Consider the following 13,811-nt stretch of genomic DNA (forward strand, 5'->3'; position numbering starts at 1 on the left):
TTTTAATGCAGCTTGATATGTGAATCACGATAAGAGCAGTGAAGGTAAATCAGAGCTAATAGTAGTTTGTCATATTATTCTATTTTTACCAGTAAATTAGTCTGCCATTTTCAACATGAGATCTTGTTAATCCCTTGTTTTTATTTATTTTAACTTTTATGCTTTTTGTTATCAGCGATTTTATGCCGTCAACTCTCATGCTGATAGCCTTAATAAAGGTTTCATTTTCATCTTTATCCTAGAGCCACCAGCCAGTAGTTCTTTATACTTAAAGTCTAATAACAGAGTTCATTAATTCTAATAACATACCTATCGGATTAGAAAAATAATTAGCACCAGTAAATGAGTAGAAGTTGTTATTCGTCAAGAATGCTATTTCTGCATGTAGATATTATCCAAGGTTTCGGTAATACCCGCTTCGGGGGAAATATGGCGACTAAGCTTAATATTCTATTAGTACATGGTGCCTGGGCTGATGGTTCACAATGGCGGCATATTATTCCAGCACTGCATGCCATGGGTCACCGGGTGATTGCCATTCAAAATCCGCTAACTTCATTGGCAGATGATGTAGAGTGTACTATTAAGCTAACTACCGCATTATATGGCCCAACACTATTAGTTGGCCACTCTTATGGCGGCATGGTGATTACTCAGGTCGGGCATCTGCAAAATGTGGTTGGGATGGTCTATCTCGCTGCTTTCGCTCCCGATGCCGGTGAAAGCTTATCCAGCCTCTTTGCCTTACGTAAACCCCCCATTGGCGCTGCTTACATTCGCCCCGATGATAATGGTTTTTTGTGGATCGACACTGATAGGTTCCATGAAAACATGTGTCAGGATATTGATGAAAACGAAGCATTGGTGATGGCTTTGGTGCAAAAACCCTTAGCAGCACGTGCTTTTACTGATAAATCTGCCCAGCCAGCCTGGCGGGTGAAGCCTTGCTGGTATCAGGTTTCGACCGAAGACCGGATGTTGCCGGTAGAAACACAGCGCGGATTTGCCGAACGAATTCAGGCACAAATTGTGATTGAATTGCCTGCCAGTCACGCCTCACATATCTCTCATCCACAGCAGATCATTGACCTGATTGCCGCTGCGGCAAACGCCGTGAGATAATCTTTGCGCTGAACCTCATACTGAAATGAGTGCGGGTGCAAGGACAAAACGCATCACTGCCCCATGCCAATAGACGCAAAAAATCCGCCCGAGAGCGGATTTTTATCAAACACAGCATTTCAACATTAAAGCTGGATGCTGATACTCCTAAGCAGTTGCTTAGAAAGTATAACCTACGCCAGCAACCCAAGTACCAACATCAACATTGCGGATACGGCTCTGCTCGTAAGAGACGTCCAAAGCAACGTTTTGGATTGGGTTGAACTGCATACCTGCACCATAGGTGAAGCCGTAATCGCTGGTGCTGTTTTTGTCGTTAGCAGAAGTTGGGAAATTCTGGCTGAAACGGCCATAACCCACACCAACCAGGCCATAGATGCTAGCCCAATCATTGATACGGTAAGCTGGACCAGCGGTGATCGCGTTATATTGCGCTTTGTTGTAAACAGAGGCGCTGTCACCGAAGCTGCTTTTTTCAGTGTGAGTGAAAGAAGTGATGTAGCCCAGTTGGGAATCGCTCCACTCATAACGGTATTTCAGGTTGAAACCTGAAGATTTGTTAGCAACACCTTGGTAATCGCTCTGGGCATAACCACCAGAAACGGTGCTTTGACCTGCAAAAGCTGAACCTGCAGATACTGCTAATACACAAGCTGCTACCGCTGAAAGACATGTAATTTTAATCATAACCACCTCGAAAGACGCAAATTTTTAGATGAAACAAGAACACCATGAAATTATAACAACAAATAGTAGGAAACTCTGCTTACTAATGATTGTCTAATCATTTATTTGGTGTAACAAACAATTTCAAGTATCTTCCATCTTACTAATACGCTTACGATTTTGCCCTATTCTACACCTTTATGTGACAGCCATCACCAAAAGCCATTTCAGACGACTCTTAATTTTCAAGCTCAAATAAGCAGCAAAAATAGCGTTAAAAAACAACAAGCGCAGAAATAATTATTTTTTTATCGCTTTTGGCGAGGTGTTGGTGATTTTCAAACACTCTGCTGACATTTCATTTACACTGCCAATGACTGATACCTAATACTTTTCTTTGAGGCTCAAAAGGATGTCTTTGTCTCCTCCATCTAAACATTCACTCCCGCTGCTCCCTATTTTCTTGCTGGTGATCGCCATGATCTCAATCCAGAGTGGCGCATCGCTAGCGAAAAGTTTGTTCCCGCTGGTTGGCGCTCAGGGGATAACCTCGCTGCGACTCGGCATCGGCACACTGATTCTATTTGTTATTTTTAAGCCCTGGCGGATGCGGTTTGAAGCCGGTAGCCGTTTGCCCCTGCTGGTCTATGGCGTGACACTCGGTGGAATGAACTTTCTGTTTTACCTGTCACTGAAAACAGTGCCACTGGGCATTGCTGTCGCGTTAGAATTCACCGGCCCTTTGGCCCTGGCGATGCTCTCCTCTCGCCGGCCGGTAGATTTTATCTGGGTAGGATTAGCCGTTCTGGGCCTCTGGTTCCTGCTACCACTAGGGCATAACGTCGGCACCATCGACCTATTCGGCGCCGCATGTGCACTGGGTGCGGGTGCCTGCTGGGCGCTCTATATTATTTCCGGGCAGAAAGCGGGCGGCGATCATGGACCGGGGACTGTTGCTATTGGCTCGCTAATCGCAGCACTGGTTTTCTGCCCCATTGGTGTGGCGTATAACGGCATGGCGCTGTTCGACCCCGCCATTTTGCCAATTGCCTTGGCCGTCGCCATTTTGTCCACCGCACTGCCCTACTCACTTGAAATGGTTGCGCTAACCAATCTCCCTACTCGCACATTCGGCACATTAATGAGTCTGGAACCTGCATTGGCGGCAATTTCAGGATTAGTGTTCTTAAACGAGCATCTGACATTGATTCAATGGATGGCACTGGCATCAATCATCTGTGCCTCTATAGGCGCAACACTGACTATCAGACCCAAGCCACAGCTTGATAACATTACCTGAGAAGGGGCATAAGGTGGAGATTAGAGCTGCAACAACCGCAGATTTTGCTGAAATTTGGCCACTATTTCAGGCCGTGGTGAGTGGCGGGGATACCTATGTATTCAGCCCCGAGACACCGGAACAAGATGCCTACGACTACTGGTTTGGTGCGGGTGTCCGCTGTTTTGTCGCAGTACATCAGCAGCGTATTGTGGGGATGTATAAACTCATCAATAACCAGCGCGATTTAGGTGCCCATGTGGCGAATGCTTCATTTATGGTTGACGGGCAAGCGCGTGGCTTGGGGGTCGGCAAAGCACTCGGCCTTCATTGCATTGAGCAGGCGACTGCGCTGGGCTACCGGGCAATGCAGTTTAACTTTGTCGTCAGCACCAATACTCTGGCCGTCGCGTTATGGCAAAAACTAGGTTTTAAGATTATTGCCACCCTGCCAAAAGCCTTTAACCACCGCCAACTCGGTTATGTCGATGCCTATGTGATGCATCGGGTATTGGAAGCAAACCCGCACTAATTGCCCTTGTTACCCCCCAATATTATTTTTATTTATTGCACGCCAACCCAGTCATTTCGCGGGTTGGCGTTTTTTATAGCTTATTTTTCATTTTATTTGCATCCAAAACCACAAGCTGATTCGTATAGGTAGATGTGAGGCAAGACTTCACCTCAACCATCCTAAAAGGAATACATTATGAAAACGCTTATTCGTACCGCTATCTGTGCTTCCTTACTGTTCAGCACTGTTTCTATGGCCGCTATGATGTCCGAAACTGTCATGGTGGGTGGCGCTTCAATGTTCCCCAGCAAAAATATTATTGAGAATGCGGTGAACTCAAAAGATCACACCACCTTAGTGGCTGCGGTTAAAGCGGCGGGATTGGTTGATACCCTACAAGGCCCAGGGCCATTTACCGTGTTCGCGCCCACCGATGCCGCGTTTGCAAAATTGCCCGCAGGTACGGTTGAAAGTTTGGTCAAACCAGAAAATAAGGCCATGCTCACCCAAATCCTGACCTATCACGTGGTGTCGGGTAAGTACGATATGAAACAGTTAGAGAGTAAAATTAAAGCCGGTGGCGGGAGTGCCGAGCTGAAAACAGTCAACGGCCAATCACTATGGATTATGAATAATGGGCCGCATAACATTCAGCTTAAAGATGGCAAAGGTAACATCGCCAATATCAGCACCTATGATGTACAACAGAAAAATGGCGTTATCGATGTGATTGATACTGTTCTGATGCCTAAATAAAACCCGTCTATACTGGGTGCAGTGTCTCACTACACCTGACGGATTTTTAGGGATTGGCGCATGAATGAATGTTCTGTGGAACAACAAGTCGGACTGATAGATGCCATTGCTAAAGGCGATCAGTCCGCCTTTGAAAAACTTTACCGTTTGACCTCCCCCCGATTATTCGCGGTCGCCGTACGTATGCTACGCAACCACGCCCGTGCAGAAGAAGTTTTACATGACAGTTTTCTCACCGTCTGGAACCGGGCTGATAATTACAACGCTCAACTCAGCGCCCCACTAACTTGGTTGACCCATATCGTACGCAACCGGGCAATAGATCTGATGCGCGGCAGTGATAATCGTCTGCAAACACTCGACGACGATGCAACTGATACACTGACCGATAGCGCGCTGACACCACTGGCACAATTACAGCAAGATGGCGAGACTAAACAGCTGGCAGACTGCTTAGCACATCTGCCCGCAGATCAACGTCAAAGTATTATGCTGGCTTATTATCAAGGGCTTTCTCATGGGGAGATCGCGGTTCATTTACAGCACCCCCTTGGTACGATAAAAAGCTGGATACGTCGTGCACTGGACCACCTAAAGGGCTGTGTAGGCTTATGAAAAACAGACGCGAATATGACTCAGCACTGGCCGCAGAGTATGCACTAGGCACCTTGCGTGGCTTGGCACGGATGCGTTTTGAACGCCGCTTCCGTCGTGACCCACGGCTGGCGGCAGATGTTGCCAGTTGGCAGAGCCTGTTTACTCAACTGGACAATCAGCTCGCCCCTTTAGAGCCACCTGAGCGCGTTTGGAAACGCTTAGCGTTGGAGCTACCACAGGAAAATGTGCGCCACATCAAACGTCATCGCTGGTCGTATGCCGGTTGGGCGGTCGCCGCAGGCCTGGCGGCACTCCTCATCGTGCCGCGTCTATTGGTGGAACCCCCTACCGCGATACCGGTAGCCGTGCTATCAAATAGCCAGCAAAATAGCCAATGGGTGGTCAGTTTGGAGAAATCGACCCGCAATTTGACCTTAACGCCACTGAATCCAGTCGCGGTAAGCCGCAATAATAGCCTTGAGCTGTGGAGTATTCCTGCCGGTGAAAAGCCGCACTCACTGGGGTTGCTCAATAGCAGCGGGCCGACACAACTGATATTGGCTGAAAACCAGCTAACCGATAACTCACTGCTGGCGATTAGCCTTGAGCCTCACGGGGGTTCCCCGACCGGTCAGCCAACCGGGGCGGTGTTGTTTAGCGGGCCATTGCAGAATCTGTAACATGCCCTTTTATCTGGCGCGGCAACTCCACTGAATTGCTGCACCAGCGCTCTCCCCACGCCCAGCTTGTCGGCATTGATAACTCGAAAGCAATGTTGGCGAGCGCGCAACAGCGCCTCCCTGATTGCGCTTTTCTTGAGGCAGATATCCGCCACTCATTGATGGCCGGCGTTTACTGGCATTTCCGCGCTTATTTATCATCGCCCGCGCCCGCCCATAATCCCACAATAAATGCCGGTTAATTTAATTAGCCGGTATATCGCACTGATAAAACAACAATAAAATAGTCAATGGTGAGAACTATTTATTTTCATAAATAATATCTCACCTTAGCGTCAGCATAAAATACTTAGCCAAGATATTGAAAAACATTTAAATAATAAAACAGATATAAATCACAGCGATAGTTATTATCAATTAGACATGAAAATAAAAGTGACACTATTTTATCAATGAAACACCAAATTACATTTTCAAACACTTTCGGCAGTTGGCTATTTAATTGATAGGCGCTATCTGACCTGCAAAATTAAATATCTTTGTTATACTTATTGCGGTGAAGAAATTGGCAATCAACTCAATAAAGGGATACCTATTATGAGTACAGCAAAACTGGTAAAAGCAAAATCTTCTGAACTAATCTATACCCGTAATGACGTTGATGAACATGATAAAACGCTGACGATTAAGCTATTAAACCAGCTGGTTATTCAGTTTATCGACCTGTCGCTGATCACCAAGCAGGCTCACTGGAATATGCGCGGTGCGAACTTTATCGCAGTCCACGAAATGTTGGATGGCTTCCGCACGGCCATTAATGATCATCTGGATACTTTTGCCGAGCGCGCGGTTCAATTAGGTGGCGTAGCACTCGGGACTGCACAGCTAGTTACCGATAAAACCCCACTGAAGAGCTATCCGACCCATATTCATAGTGTGCAAGAGCACCTGAAAGAGTTGGCCGATCGCTATGGGGTGGTCGCAAACTTTATCCGCAAAGCCATCGCTGAGGTCGATGATGAGGCGAGCGCCGACATGTTTACTGCTGCATCTCGTGATCTGGATAAATTCCTGTGGTTCCTTGAGGCAAATATTGAGTAATCACCCCCATTGCTCTCCAACATACCGGCTATTTGTAAGATGAACGGTATTTGAAAGATGACAGACAGGGCCGGTTAATCGGCCCTATTAGCGGAGGTCATATGGCAAGTGGATGGGCCGGAGACGGCGCAGTACAAGATCAAATTGACTCCACCCTTGAAGATGCGGTTCAGCGCGCCCGACAGGCTCTTGGCAAAGGCGAGAGTGAAATCTACTGCCTGGCGTGTGGAGCAGCCATTCCCGAGGCACGACGTACAGCACTGGCTGGTGTGAAGTATTGTCTGGCCTGCCAAAACCAATTAGATAAGCATCAGGCAAACCATGCCGGCTACAACCGCCGTGGTAGCAAAGATAGCCAACTTAGATAGCCCCCGCACGACTCACTCCCAAGCTGCACCCTTTTCAGGCAAAAACTCGATACAGTTAACAAGATTGTTGCATAAGTGTTATTTATCGATTGTTTCTTATTGATTGGCGAGTTAATAATAAGTAAATATATAGCTTGTTGCACCACAATGATAATCACGCACCATTTTGGTGAGTCAGCATGGTGCAATAAAAGCTTGCTAAGTAGTTTCAGGCTAACTACCCGCAGCAAACTCTTTATTTTTAAATAAGTTGCATTTCTGGCACGATCTTTTCATATTGCTCCCTGAAATATAAAAATGGATCTCTTTGCCCCAAGTTATTGCATCGCAGGTTAACTGCGGTGTCGGTACAAAAGGTATATCCACAAAAGCACAAAGGAACACCCACTTATGAAGTCACTTGTTAAAGTTTCATTGGCCGCACTCGCACTGGCCTTTGCCGTTAGCTCCCACGCCGCAGAAAAAGAGTTGATTGTTGCTACAGATACCGCTTTCGTTCCATTTGAGTTCAAACAAGGGGATAAATACGTCGGTTTTGATATCGACTTATGGGATGCCATCGCGAAAAAACTGGATGTGAAATACACCCTGAAACCAATGGATTTCAGTGGCATCATTCCTGCACTGCAAACTAAGAACGTAGATCTGGCACTGGCGGGTATCACCATCACCGACGAACGTAAAAAAGCGGTCGATTTCTCTGACGGCTACTACAACAGCGGTCTGCTGGTCATGGTCAAAGCGGACAACAACGACATCAAAGGCGAAGCGGATCTGCAAGGCAAAGTGGTAGCAGTAAAAAGTGGCACCGGTTCTGTTGATTATGCTAAAGCCAACATCAAAACCAAAGACTTACGTCAATTCCCGAATATCGATAACGCCTATCTGGAGTTAGGAACTGGCCGTGCTGATGCCGTATTGCATGACACCCCCAACATCCTGTACTTCATCAAAACGGCCGGCAATGGTCAGTTTAAAGCGGTGGGCGACTCCATTAAAGCTCAGCAGTACGGCGTAGCATTCCCGCAAGGTAGTGACCTGCGTGATAAAGTCAACGTAGCTCTGAAATCTCTGAAAGAAGACGGCACTTACGCTGCAATTTATAAAAAATGGTTCGGCGTAGAACCTAAATAATTAATTTTTTGCCGTTTTTAGACCAGGAGAATATCCATGCAGTTTGAATGGAGCGCTATTTGGCCCGCCATCCCAATCCTGCTTGAAGGCGCCAAGTTAACCCTATGGATTTCGGTCCTCGGGTTGCTTGGCGGCCTGATTATTGGGGTTATAGCCGGTTTTGCCCGCGCTTACGGTGGCTGGCTGAGCAGAAATATCGCATTAGTATTTATTGAGCTGATCCGTGGCACGCCAATTGTGGTGCAGGTGATGTTTATTTACTTTGCCTTGCCGATGATGATGCCAGTGCGCATCGATCCTTTCTCCGCCGCCGTTGTGACGATTATTATTAACTCAGGGGCTTATATCGCGGAGATCACCCGTGGTGCGGTGCTGTCAATCCACAATGGCTTCCGTGAAGCGGGTCTGGCGCTAGGTTTATCCAAACGCGACACTCTGCGTTACGTGATTGCCCCTCTGGCCCTGCGCCGTATGCTGCCGCCACTGGGTAACCAATGGATCGTCAGTATCAAAGACACCTCACTGTTTATCGTGATTGGCGTTGCAGAACTGACTCGTCAGGGTCAGGAAATTATCGCCGGTAACTTCCGCGCCATGGAGATATGGAGTGCGGTGGCGGTGATCTACCTGATAATCACCCTGGCTCTGAGCTTTGTTCTGCGCCGGTTAGAAAGAAAGCTGAAAATAATATGATTGAATTCAAAAACGTCTCCAAACACTTTGGCAAAACCCAGGTGCTCCACGACATCAATCTGAATATCACCAAGGGAGAAGTGGTGGTGATTATTGGCCCTTCCGGCTCGGGTAAATCTACCCTGTTGCGCTGTATCAATAAGCTGGAAGTGATTACCAGTGGTCAATTGATTGTCGATGGCCTGGATGTAAATGACCCCAAAGTTGATGAACGCCTGATCCGTCAGGAAGCTGGCATGGTGTTCCAACAGTTTTATCTGTTCCCGCATCTGACCGCGCTGGAAAACGTGGCCTTTGGCCCAGTCCGGGTCCGTGGGGCCTCGAAAGAGGCGGCGAATCAGCTAGCGATGGAGTTATTGACCAAGGTTGGGCTGGCAGATCGTGCTCACCACTTCCCGGCAGAGTTGTCGGGCGGTCAACAGCAGCGGGTGGCGATCGCCCGCGCTCTGGCGGTAAAACCCAAGCTGATGCTGTTTGATGAGCCGACCTCCGCGCTGGACCCGGAATTACGTCATGAAGTCTTGACCGTAATGAAAGATTTAGCCGAAGAGGGCATGACGATGGTCATCGTCACCCATGAAGTGGGCTTTGCCCAAAAAGTGGCATCGCGCCTGATCTTTATCGATAAAGGCCGGGTGGCACAAGATGGTGAACCAGACAGTCTGATCTCCAATCCGCCAAGTGAACGTTTGCGGGAGTTCCTGCAACACGTCTCCTGATGTGCGGTTTAGTATTAGCCTAAAATAAAATGGGCGGGCATCTTAGGATCCCGCCCATTTTTTATCTGATAAACCGCTCATAGATGGGGTTGCTGATTCTTGACCTGCGCAAATGCGGTCTTGAGCAATTGCCAGTGACGGCGATAGCCACCGCTAAGCACATATTGCGGATCACAAAACAGTAGTAGCCTCAAGGACGAAGGGTCAACCCAAAGTTATTGGAGTTGCAGCTAGGCAGCAAGCGAGCGAATCCCGATGAGCTTACACCAGTAAGTGATTCGGGTAAGTGAATGCAGCTAACACCCCTGCAGCCTCAAGGACGAAGGGTCAACCCAAAGTTATTGGAGTTGCAGGTAGGCAGCAAGCGAGCGAATCCCGATGAGCTTACACCAGTAAGTGATTCGGGTAAGTGAACGCAGCTAACACCCCTGCAGCTTCAAGAACGAAGGGTCCAGCGCTCAGACCTCCAAACAGCCTGCTCCTCTGGCGTCAGAAAAGTCCATGCTACAAAACGACTCACTTTCTGACCCTGTGCCATATCAATGGTGCGAACTTCAACTGCATTGGCGTAGCGCAGAGCATGATAGATAGCGGGTAACGTCGTTTTCTTGGAGATCAATGAGGTAAACCAGAAACAACTCTTCGCTTTAGTGGCGCTTTCCACCACCATGCGGCTGACAAAACCCTCTTCGCCGCCCTCACACCACAACTCGCTATTTTTGCCACCAAAGTTTTGCACCGGCTTGGCGGCAACCTCGCCTTTACCTAATTTGTGCAGCTTACGGCGTGTAGTGGCTGCGGCCTCTTCTGCCGAGCCGTGGAACGGCGGATTACACAATGTGGCATCGTAGCGCTCATTCGCCGCCAGAACCCCCTCGAAAATGGCCTGCGGATCTTTTTGATGTTTCAAACGCAGGGTATTTCTTAGGGTCGGGTTCATGGATACCACCATTTTTGCCGCGCTCAGTGCTTGCGGATCAATGTCAGTACCGGTAAAACGCCAGCCATATTCACGCTGACCAATAATCGGGTAGATGCAATTAGCACCGACACCAATATCCAGTAGCGCAATATTTTTACCTGCCGGGATCACTCCATCATTGCAACTGGCTAATAGATCAGCCAAATGATGAATATAATCAGCGCGGCCAGGGATCGGCGGGCATAAAAAGTCAGCGGGGATGTCCCAGTATTCAATGCCGTAAAAATGTTTCAGTAATGCCCGATTCAGCATTTTCACTGCCAAAGGATCGGCAAAATCGACAGAAATATCACCATAGGCATTCGGGGCCAAAAAAGGGATTAACTCTGGGCAACTCACTGAAAGCGCATCAAAGTCATAACGCGAGCGATGACGATTCCGGGGATGCAATCCACTTTTTTCTTTGGGGAATACTTTTTTGTTTTCCATCGTACTGACTCTCTAATCGGCATTTTCTGGCGCGTAAGATAGCATAAATCGCCCTAAAGCGGGTGTCATCCCGTGAGTGGGGCAACTGAGATGAGTTGAATGGCATTATGTGCCGCCCTCTCAACCAATATCAGCGGGCTACGTTCATCAACCACCTGCGGTTATCAACCGAACACTTAATGTCATTATCCCTCTCCATCATCTCTCCCTATGCTCACTCATACGACCTGGATATCGTACCTGCGAAAGCACATCGGTCTGGGGCGACCTTTTTTCCCTTCAGGAGAAACCAAAATGACCAATACTCACTTGTCTGCCCATCCCGGAGAGCCTGACAGCCGGCTTGATACTACTCTGCCGGCACCCGGACTGCGCGAATCCGCCGGGGGGGCCATTCAGCTTAGCGAGCTCGGCACGAAAAAAACCGTCAATGTGGATATTCTTCCCTGGCCCGGAATGGCCGGAGGTCAGTATGTCACTCTGCGCTGGTGGGGGGTTCTACCCGACATCAATCTGTTGGGGCCCAACTATAATAAAGGCAAAGCCGTGTCGGCAGGCACCGTGGATAAAGTCATCACTTTCCCGGTCGATATCGCCACTTATCTGAAGCCCTATGCCGATGGAGGTACATTGTACCTGAGCTACGATGTAGATGGTGTCTACTCAGAGGAAGAGCACATTGGGGTGGATGTCCCGCCGGTGAGTCAACTGGCCGCCCCGGAGATTGAAGAAGCGCTGGCGGGTGAAATTGACCCGCTGGAGCCGGAACTCCTCACCCTGACCGTCCCACCCTGGCCAGGAATGGCAGCAAAAGACAAACTGAGTTACCTCTGGCGGGGTAGCCCCCCGTCGGGCGACCCGGTGACCCTGACGGACAGTATGCCTGTACCAAGGGCGCTGGTCGGTGAGCCAGTCAGTTTTGACTGCGAGGCGGCAGAGGGCGCGCAGCCGTTTGATGGCGGGACGGTAGAGGTCTGGTACGAGGTGGAGCCGGTGGCCGGTGGCGACACACAGGTGTCATTACATCAGACTTATCGGGTGGGCGAAGCCGCCCCATTGACTGCCCCGGTGATAGAGGAGGCAGACGGTGACCAGCTTGACCCGGAAAGACTGATCGGCGGGGCCCAGGTGCGTATCAGCTACCCGCTGATAGCCGCCGGAGACAGAGTACAGCTGGAGTGGATGCCCGTTGATGCGGCGGGGACTCCGGGGCAGGTATACAAGTCACCGGCCAATTTGGTGAGCACAGTGGACGTTGCCCAGGGATATATCCGCGTCCAGGTGCCGACCGCACAGATTGACCCCTATCTGGGGGGCTCGGTGGACCTGCGCTACGCGGTCAACGACGACAGGCTGTCGGCCATAACGCACTACGGTATCCAAAAACTGGTTCATGTCGGCAATCTGTGGGTGGTGGGGGCCAGAGGTAGTTCGGCCTCCTATCATCAGGGTTCGGGCTGTCTGGTGGCCCAGGACCAGACCACCCGGGCGCTGCTCAAGGCGCACTGGCAGTATGAGGGGCTGCCCGAGGTGAGCACTGACGTGCGCTTTATCGATACCCACCCAGAGCTGGAACTGGTCGTCAGCGTCGGCACCGAGGTGGTGCGGTTACGACCGCAGAACATAGCCCTGTCTAGTGGTGCCTGTGCGGTGGTGCTCAATGACGGTAGCGTGGCGGCCTGGGGGGGTTACGATTACCCGGGCGACGCAGCCACGGTGGCCAGCCTGCGCGATATTGTCCAGGTGGTCGGGGGTCAGTCTACCTTTGAGGCACTGGGCGCCAACGGCAGCGTGGCAGCCTGGGGGTATGACTTCGCCGGGGGCAAAGTACCACCAGCGGTAGCTAACCTGCGCAATATCGTCCAGGTGGTCGCGGGGGGGAGTGCCTTAGCGGCACGGTGCGCGGACGGCAGCGTGGTGGCTTGGGCGAAGGATGCCAATAATGGGGGCACAGTGCCGCCGGCGGTGGCGGGCCTGCGCGATATTGTGCAGGTGGTCGGGGGCTTGTCGGCCTTTGCGGCGCTGCGGGCAGATGGCAGCTTGGTGGCCTGGGGAAATCCCGACGATGGGGGTACTGTATCGCCGGCGGTGGCGGGCTTGCGCGATATCGTGCAGGTGGTCGGGGGTGATTATGCCTTTGCGGCGCTGCGCGCCAACGGCAGCGTGGTGGCCTATCCCTACTACGCGTTCGGTGGCGACACGAGCTCAGTGGCGGGCCTGACCGATATTGTGCAGGTGGTCGCAGGGGAGACTGCCTTTGCGGCGCTGCGCGCCAACGGCAGCGTGGTGGCCTGGGGGAGCTCAGACAGTGGGGGCACGGTATCGTCGGAAGTGGCAGGCCTGAGCGATATTGTCCAACTGGTCGGGAGTGGGAGTGCCTTTGCGGCGCTGCGGGCGGATGGCAGCGTGGTGGCCTGGGGGGATCCTGCCCGTGGGGGGACGGTTTCCAAGGAGGTGGCTGGCCTGAGCGATATTGTCCTACTGGTCGGGAGCTCGTATGCTTTTGCGGCTCTGCGCGCCAACGGCAGCGTGGTGGCTTGGGGGAATCCTGACCTTGGCGGCACAGTGCCGACCGAGATTACCGCACTGCATAACCTACGGGCAGTCTACGGCGGTTACGGAGTCCTTGCCGTACTGGATGATGCCGGTGTTCCAACCTCCTGGTCGTCCGTGACGGGCAGCCCCCCAGCCGGGGTGGCGGGTAATGTAAGTTACACCCTACCGGAGCGGCCGAAACTGCGCCAACTGAAGTAACTGCTCTACAAGCGGGG

The 13,811-nt window shown here is 50.7% G+C and carries 14 protein-coding genes and 1 pseudogene; 13 read left to right on the forward strand and 2 right to left on the reverse strand.

Going from position 1 to position 13,811, the window contains the following annotated elements; translation table 11 throughout:
• Positions 1–429 precede the first annotated feature (429 nt).
• A complete protein-coding gene (locus FFE93_RS13990) occupies positions 430–1,122 on the forward strand; it encodes an alpha/beta fold hydrolase (RefSeq protein ID WP_032897742.1) in 693 nt (230 codons plus the stop codon).
• Positions 1,123–1,281: 159 nt separating this feature from the next.
• On the opposite strand, the gene ompX is transcribed toward FFE93_RS13990, so the two are convergent.
• Positions 1,282–1,809: an outer membrane protein OmpX gene (gene ompX / locus FFE93_RS13995; RefSeq protein WP_005273890.1), complete on the reverse strand. Its 528-nt coding sequence runs from the start codon at positions 1,807–1,809 to the stop codon at positions 1,282–1,284.
• Between the two features lie 391 nt (positions 1,810–2,200).
• Between ompX and rhtA the strand changes: the two genes are divergently transcribed.
• From rhtA to glnQ, 11 genes and pseudogenes are all read left to right on the forward strand, one after another.
• A complete protein-coding gene (gene rhtA / locus FFE93_RS14000) occupies positions 2,201–3,088 on the forward strand; it encodes a threonine/homoserine exporter RhtA (protein ID WP_054872887.1) in 888 nt (295 codons plus the stop codon).
• A gap of 13 nt (positions 3,089–3,101) precedes the next feature.
• Positions 3,102–3,599 (forward strand): GNAT family N-acetyltransferase, encoded by a 498-nt coding sequence (locus FFE93_RS14005; protein WP_005273895.1) that lies wholly within the window; start codon positions 3,102–3,104, stop codon positions 3,597–3,599.
• Between the two features lie 177 nt (positions 3,600–3,776).
• Complete coding sequence (locus FFE93_RS14010; RefSeq protein WP_005273898.1) at positions 3,777–4,337, forward strand: fasciclin domain-containing protein; 561 nt, start codon at positions 3,777–3,779, stop codon at positions 4,335–4,337.
• A gap of 60 nt (positions 4,338–4,397) precedes the next feature.
• A complete protein-coding gene (locus tag FFE93_RS14015; RefSeq protein ID WP_138775364.1) occupies positions 4,398–4,952 on the forward strand; it encodes an RNA polymerase sigma factor in 555 nt (184 codons plus the stop codon).
• Positions 4,949–5,614, forward strand: coding sequence for an anti-sigma factor domain-containing protein (locus FFE93_RS14020; RefSeq protein ID WP_032897719.1), 666 nt, complete (start codon positions 4,949–4,951; stop codon positions 5,612–5,614). Before FFE93_RS14015 ends, FFE93_RS14020 begins: the two co-directional genes overlap by 4 nt.
• Before the next feature lie 20 nt (positions 5,615–5,634).
• Positions 5,635–5,796, forward strand: a pseudogene (locus FFE93_RS14025) (methyltransferase domain-containing protein); the annotation flags it as partial.
• A 415-nt stretch (positions 5,797–6,211) separates the two neighbouring features.
• Entirely contained in the window at positions 6,212–6,715 is a 504-nt protein-coding gene (gene dps, locus FFE93_RS14030; protein ID WP_005273908.1) for a DNA starvation/stationary phase protection protein Dps, read from the forward strand.
• Positions 6,716–6,816: 101 nt separating this feature from the next.
• On the forward strand, positions 6,817–7,083 hold the full coding sequence (locus FFE93_RS14035) for a DksA/TraR family C4-type zinc finger protein (protein ID WP_005273910.1): 267 nt from the start codon (positions 6,817–6,819) through the stop codon (positions 7,081–7,083).
• Between the two features lie 390 nt (positions 7,084–7,473).
• Positions 7,474–8,217 (forward strand): glutamine ABC transporter substrate-binding protein GlnH, encoded by a 744-nt coding sequence (gene glnH / locus FFE93_RS14040; protein ID WP_005273914.1) that lies wholly within the window; start codon positions 7,474–7,476, stop codon positions 8,215–8,217.
• Positions 8,218–8,253: 36 nt separating this feature from the next.
• Entirely contained in the window at positions 8,254–8,910 is a 657-nt protein-coding gene (gene glnP, locus FFE93_RS14045; protein WP_004709093.1) for a glutamine ABC transporter permease GlnP, read from the forward strand.
• The gene (glnQ, locus tag FFE93_RS14050; protein ID WP_032897722.1) at positions 8,907–9,629 is read left to right on the forward strand and encodes a glutamine ABC transporter ATP-binding protein GlnQ; all 723 of its coding nucleotides are present in this window, start codon (positions 8,907–8,909) and stop codon (positions 9,627–9,629) included. The genes glnP and glnQ overlap by 4 nt, the downstream gene beginning before the upstream one ends.
• A 436-nt stretch (positions 9,630–10,065) precedes the next feature.
• On the opposite strand, the gene rlmF is transcribed toward glnQ, so the two are convergent.
• Positions 10,066–11,040 (reverse strand): 23S rRNA (adenine(1618)-N(6))-methyltransferase RlmF, encoded by a 975-nt coding sequence (gene rlmF, locus FFE93_RS14055; RefSeq protein ID WP_005273919.1) that lies wholly within the window; start codon positions 11,038–11,040, stop codon positions 10,066–10,068.
• Between the two features lie 294 nt (positions 11,041–11,334).
• Between rlmF and FFE93_RS14060 the strand changes: the two genes are divergently transcribed.
• On the forward strand, positions 11,335–13,794 hold the full coding sequence (locus tag FFE93_RS14060) for an RCC1 domain-containing protein (RefSeq protein ID WP_054872885.1): 2,460 nt from the start codon (positions 11,335–11,337) through the stop codon (positions 13,792–13,794).
• Positions 13,795–13,811 lie beyond the last annotated feature (17 nt).

Origin of the sequence: Yersinia sp. KBS0713 (genome assembly GCF_005937895.2) — a bacterium.
In the GTDB taxonomy this organism is placed as follows: domain Bacteria; phylum Pseudomonadota; class Gammaproteobacteria; order Enterobacterales; family Enterobacteriaceae; genus Yersinia; species Yersinia bercovieri.

What these genes read in the sequence shown, in the direction of transcription:
- glnH (WP_005273914.1), top strand. Translation starts at nt 7,474, where the DNA reads ATGAAGTCACTTGTTAAAGTTTCATTGGCCGCACTCGCACTGGCCTTT.
- rlmF (WP_005273919.1), bottom strand. Translation starts at nt 11,040, where the DNA reads ATGGAAAACAAAAAAGTATTCCCCAAAGAAAAAAGTGGATTGCATCCC.
- FFE93_RS13990 (WP_032897742.1), top strand. Translation starts at nt 430, where the DNA reads ATGGCGACTAAGCTTAATATTCTATTAGTACATGGTGCCTGGGCTGAT.
- glnP (WP_004709093.1), top strand. Translation starts at nt 8,254, where the DNA reads ATGCAGTTTGAATGGAGCGCTATTTGGCCCGCCATCCCAATCCTGCTT.
- FFE93_RS14035 (WP_005273910.1), top strand. Translation starts at nt 6,817, where the DNA reads ATGGCAAGTGGATGGGCCGGAGACGGCGCAGTACAAGATCAAATTGAC.
- FFE93_RS14020 (WP_032897719.1), top strand. Translation starts at nt 4,949, where the DNA reads ATGAAAAACAGACGCGAATATGACTCAGCACTGGCCGCAGAGTATGCA.
- ompX (WP_005273890.1), bottom strand. Translation starts at nt 1,809, where the DNA reads ATGATTAAAATTACATGTCTTTCAGCGGTAGCAGCTTGTGTATTAGCA.
- dps (WP_005273908.1), top strand. Translation starts at nt 6,212, where the DNA reads ATGAGTACAGCAAAACTGGTAAAAGCAAAATCTTCTGAACTAATCTAT.
- FFE93_RS14010 (WP_005273898.1), top strand. Translation starts at nt 3,777, where the DNA reads ATGAAAACGCTTATTCGTACCGCTATCTGTGCTTCCTTACTGTTCAGC.
- rhtA (WP_054872887.1), top strand. Translation starts at nt 2,201, where the DNA reads ATGTCTTTGTCTCCTCCATCTAAACATTCACTCCCGCTGCTCCCTATT.
- FFE93_RS14060 (WP_054872885.1), top strand. Translation starts at nt 11,335, where the DNA reads ATGACCAATACTCACTTGTCTGCCCATCCCGGAGAGCCTGACAGCCGG.
- FFE93_RS14015 (WP_138775364.1), top strand. Translation starts at nt 4,398, where the DNA reads ATGAATGAATGTTCTGTGGAACAACAAGTCGGACTGATAGATGCCATT.
- glnQ (WP_032897722.1), top strand. Translation starts at nt 8,907, where the DNA reads ATGATTGAATTCAAAAACGTCTCCAAACACTTTGGCAAAACCCAGGTG.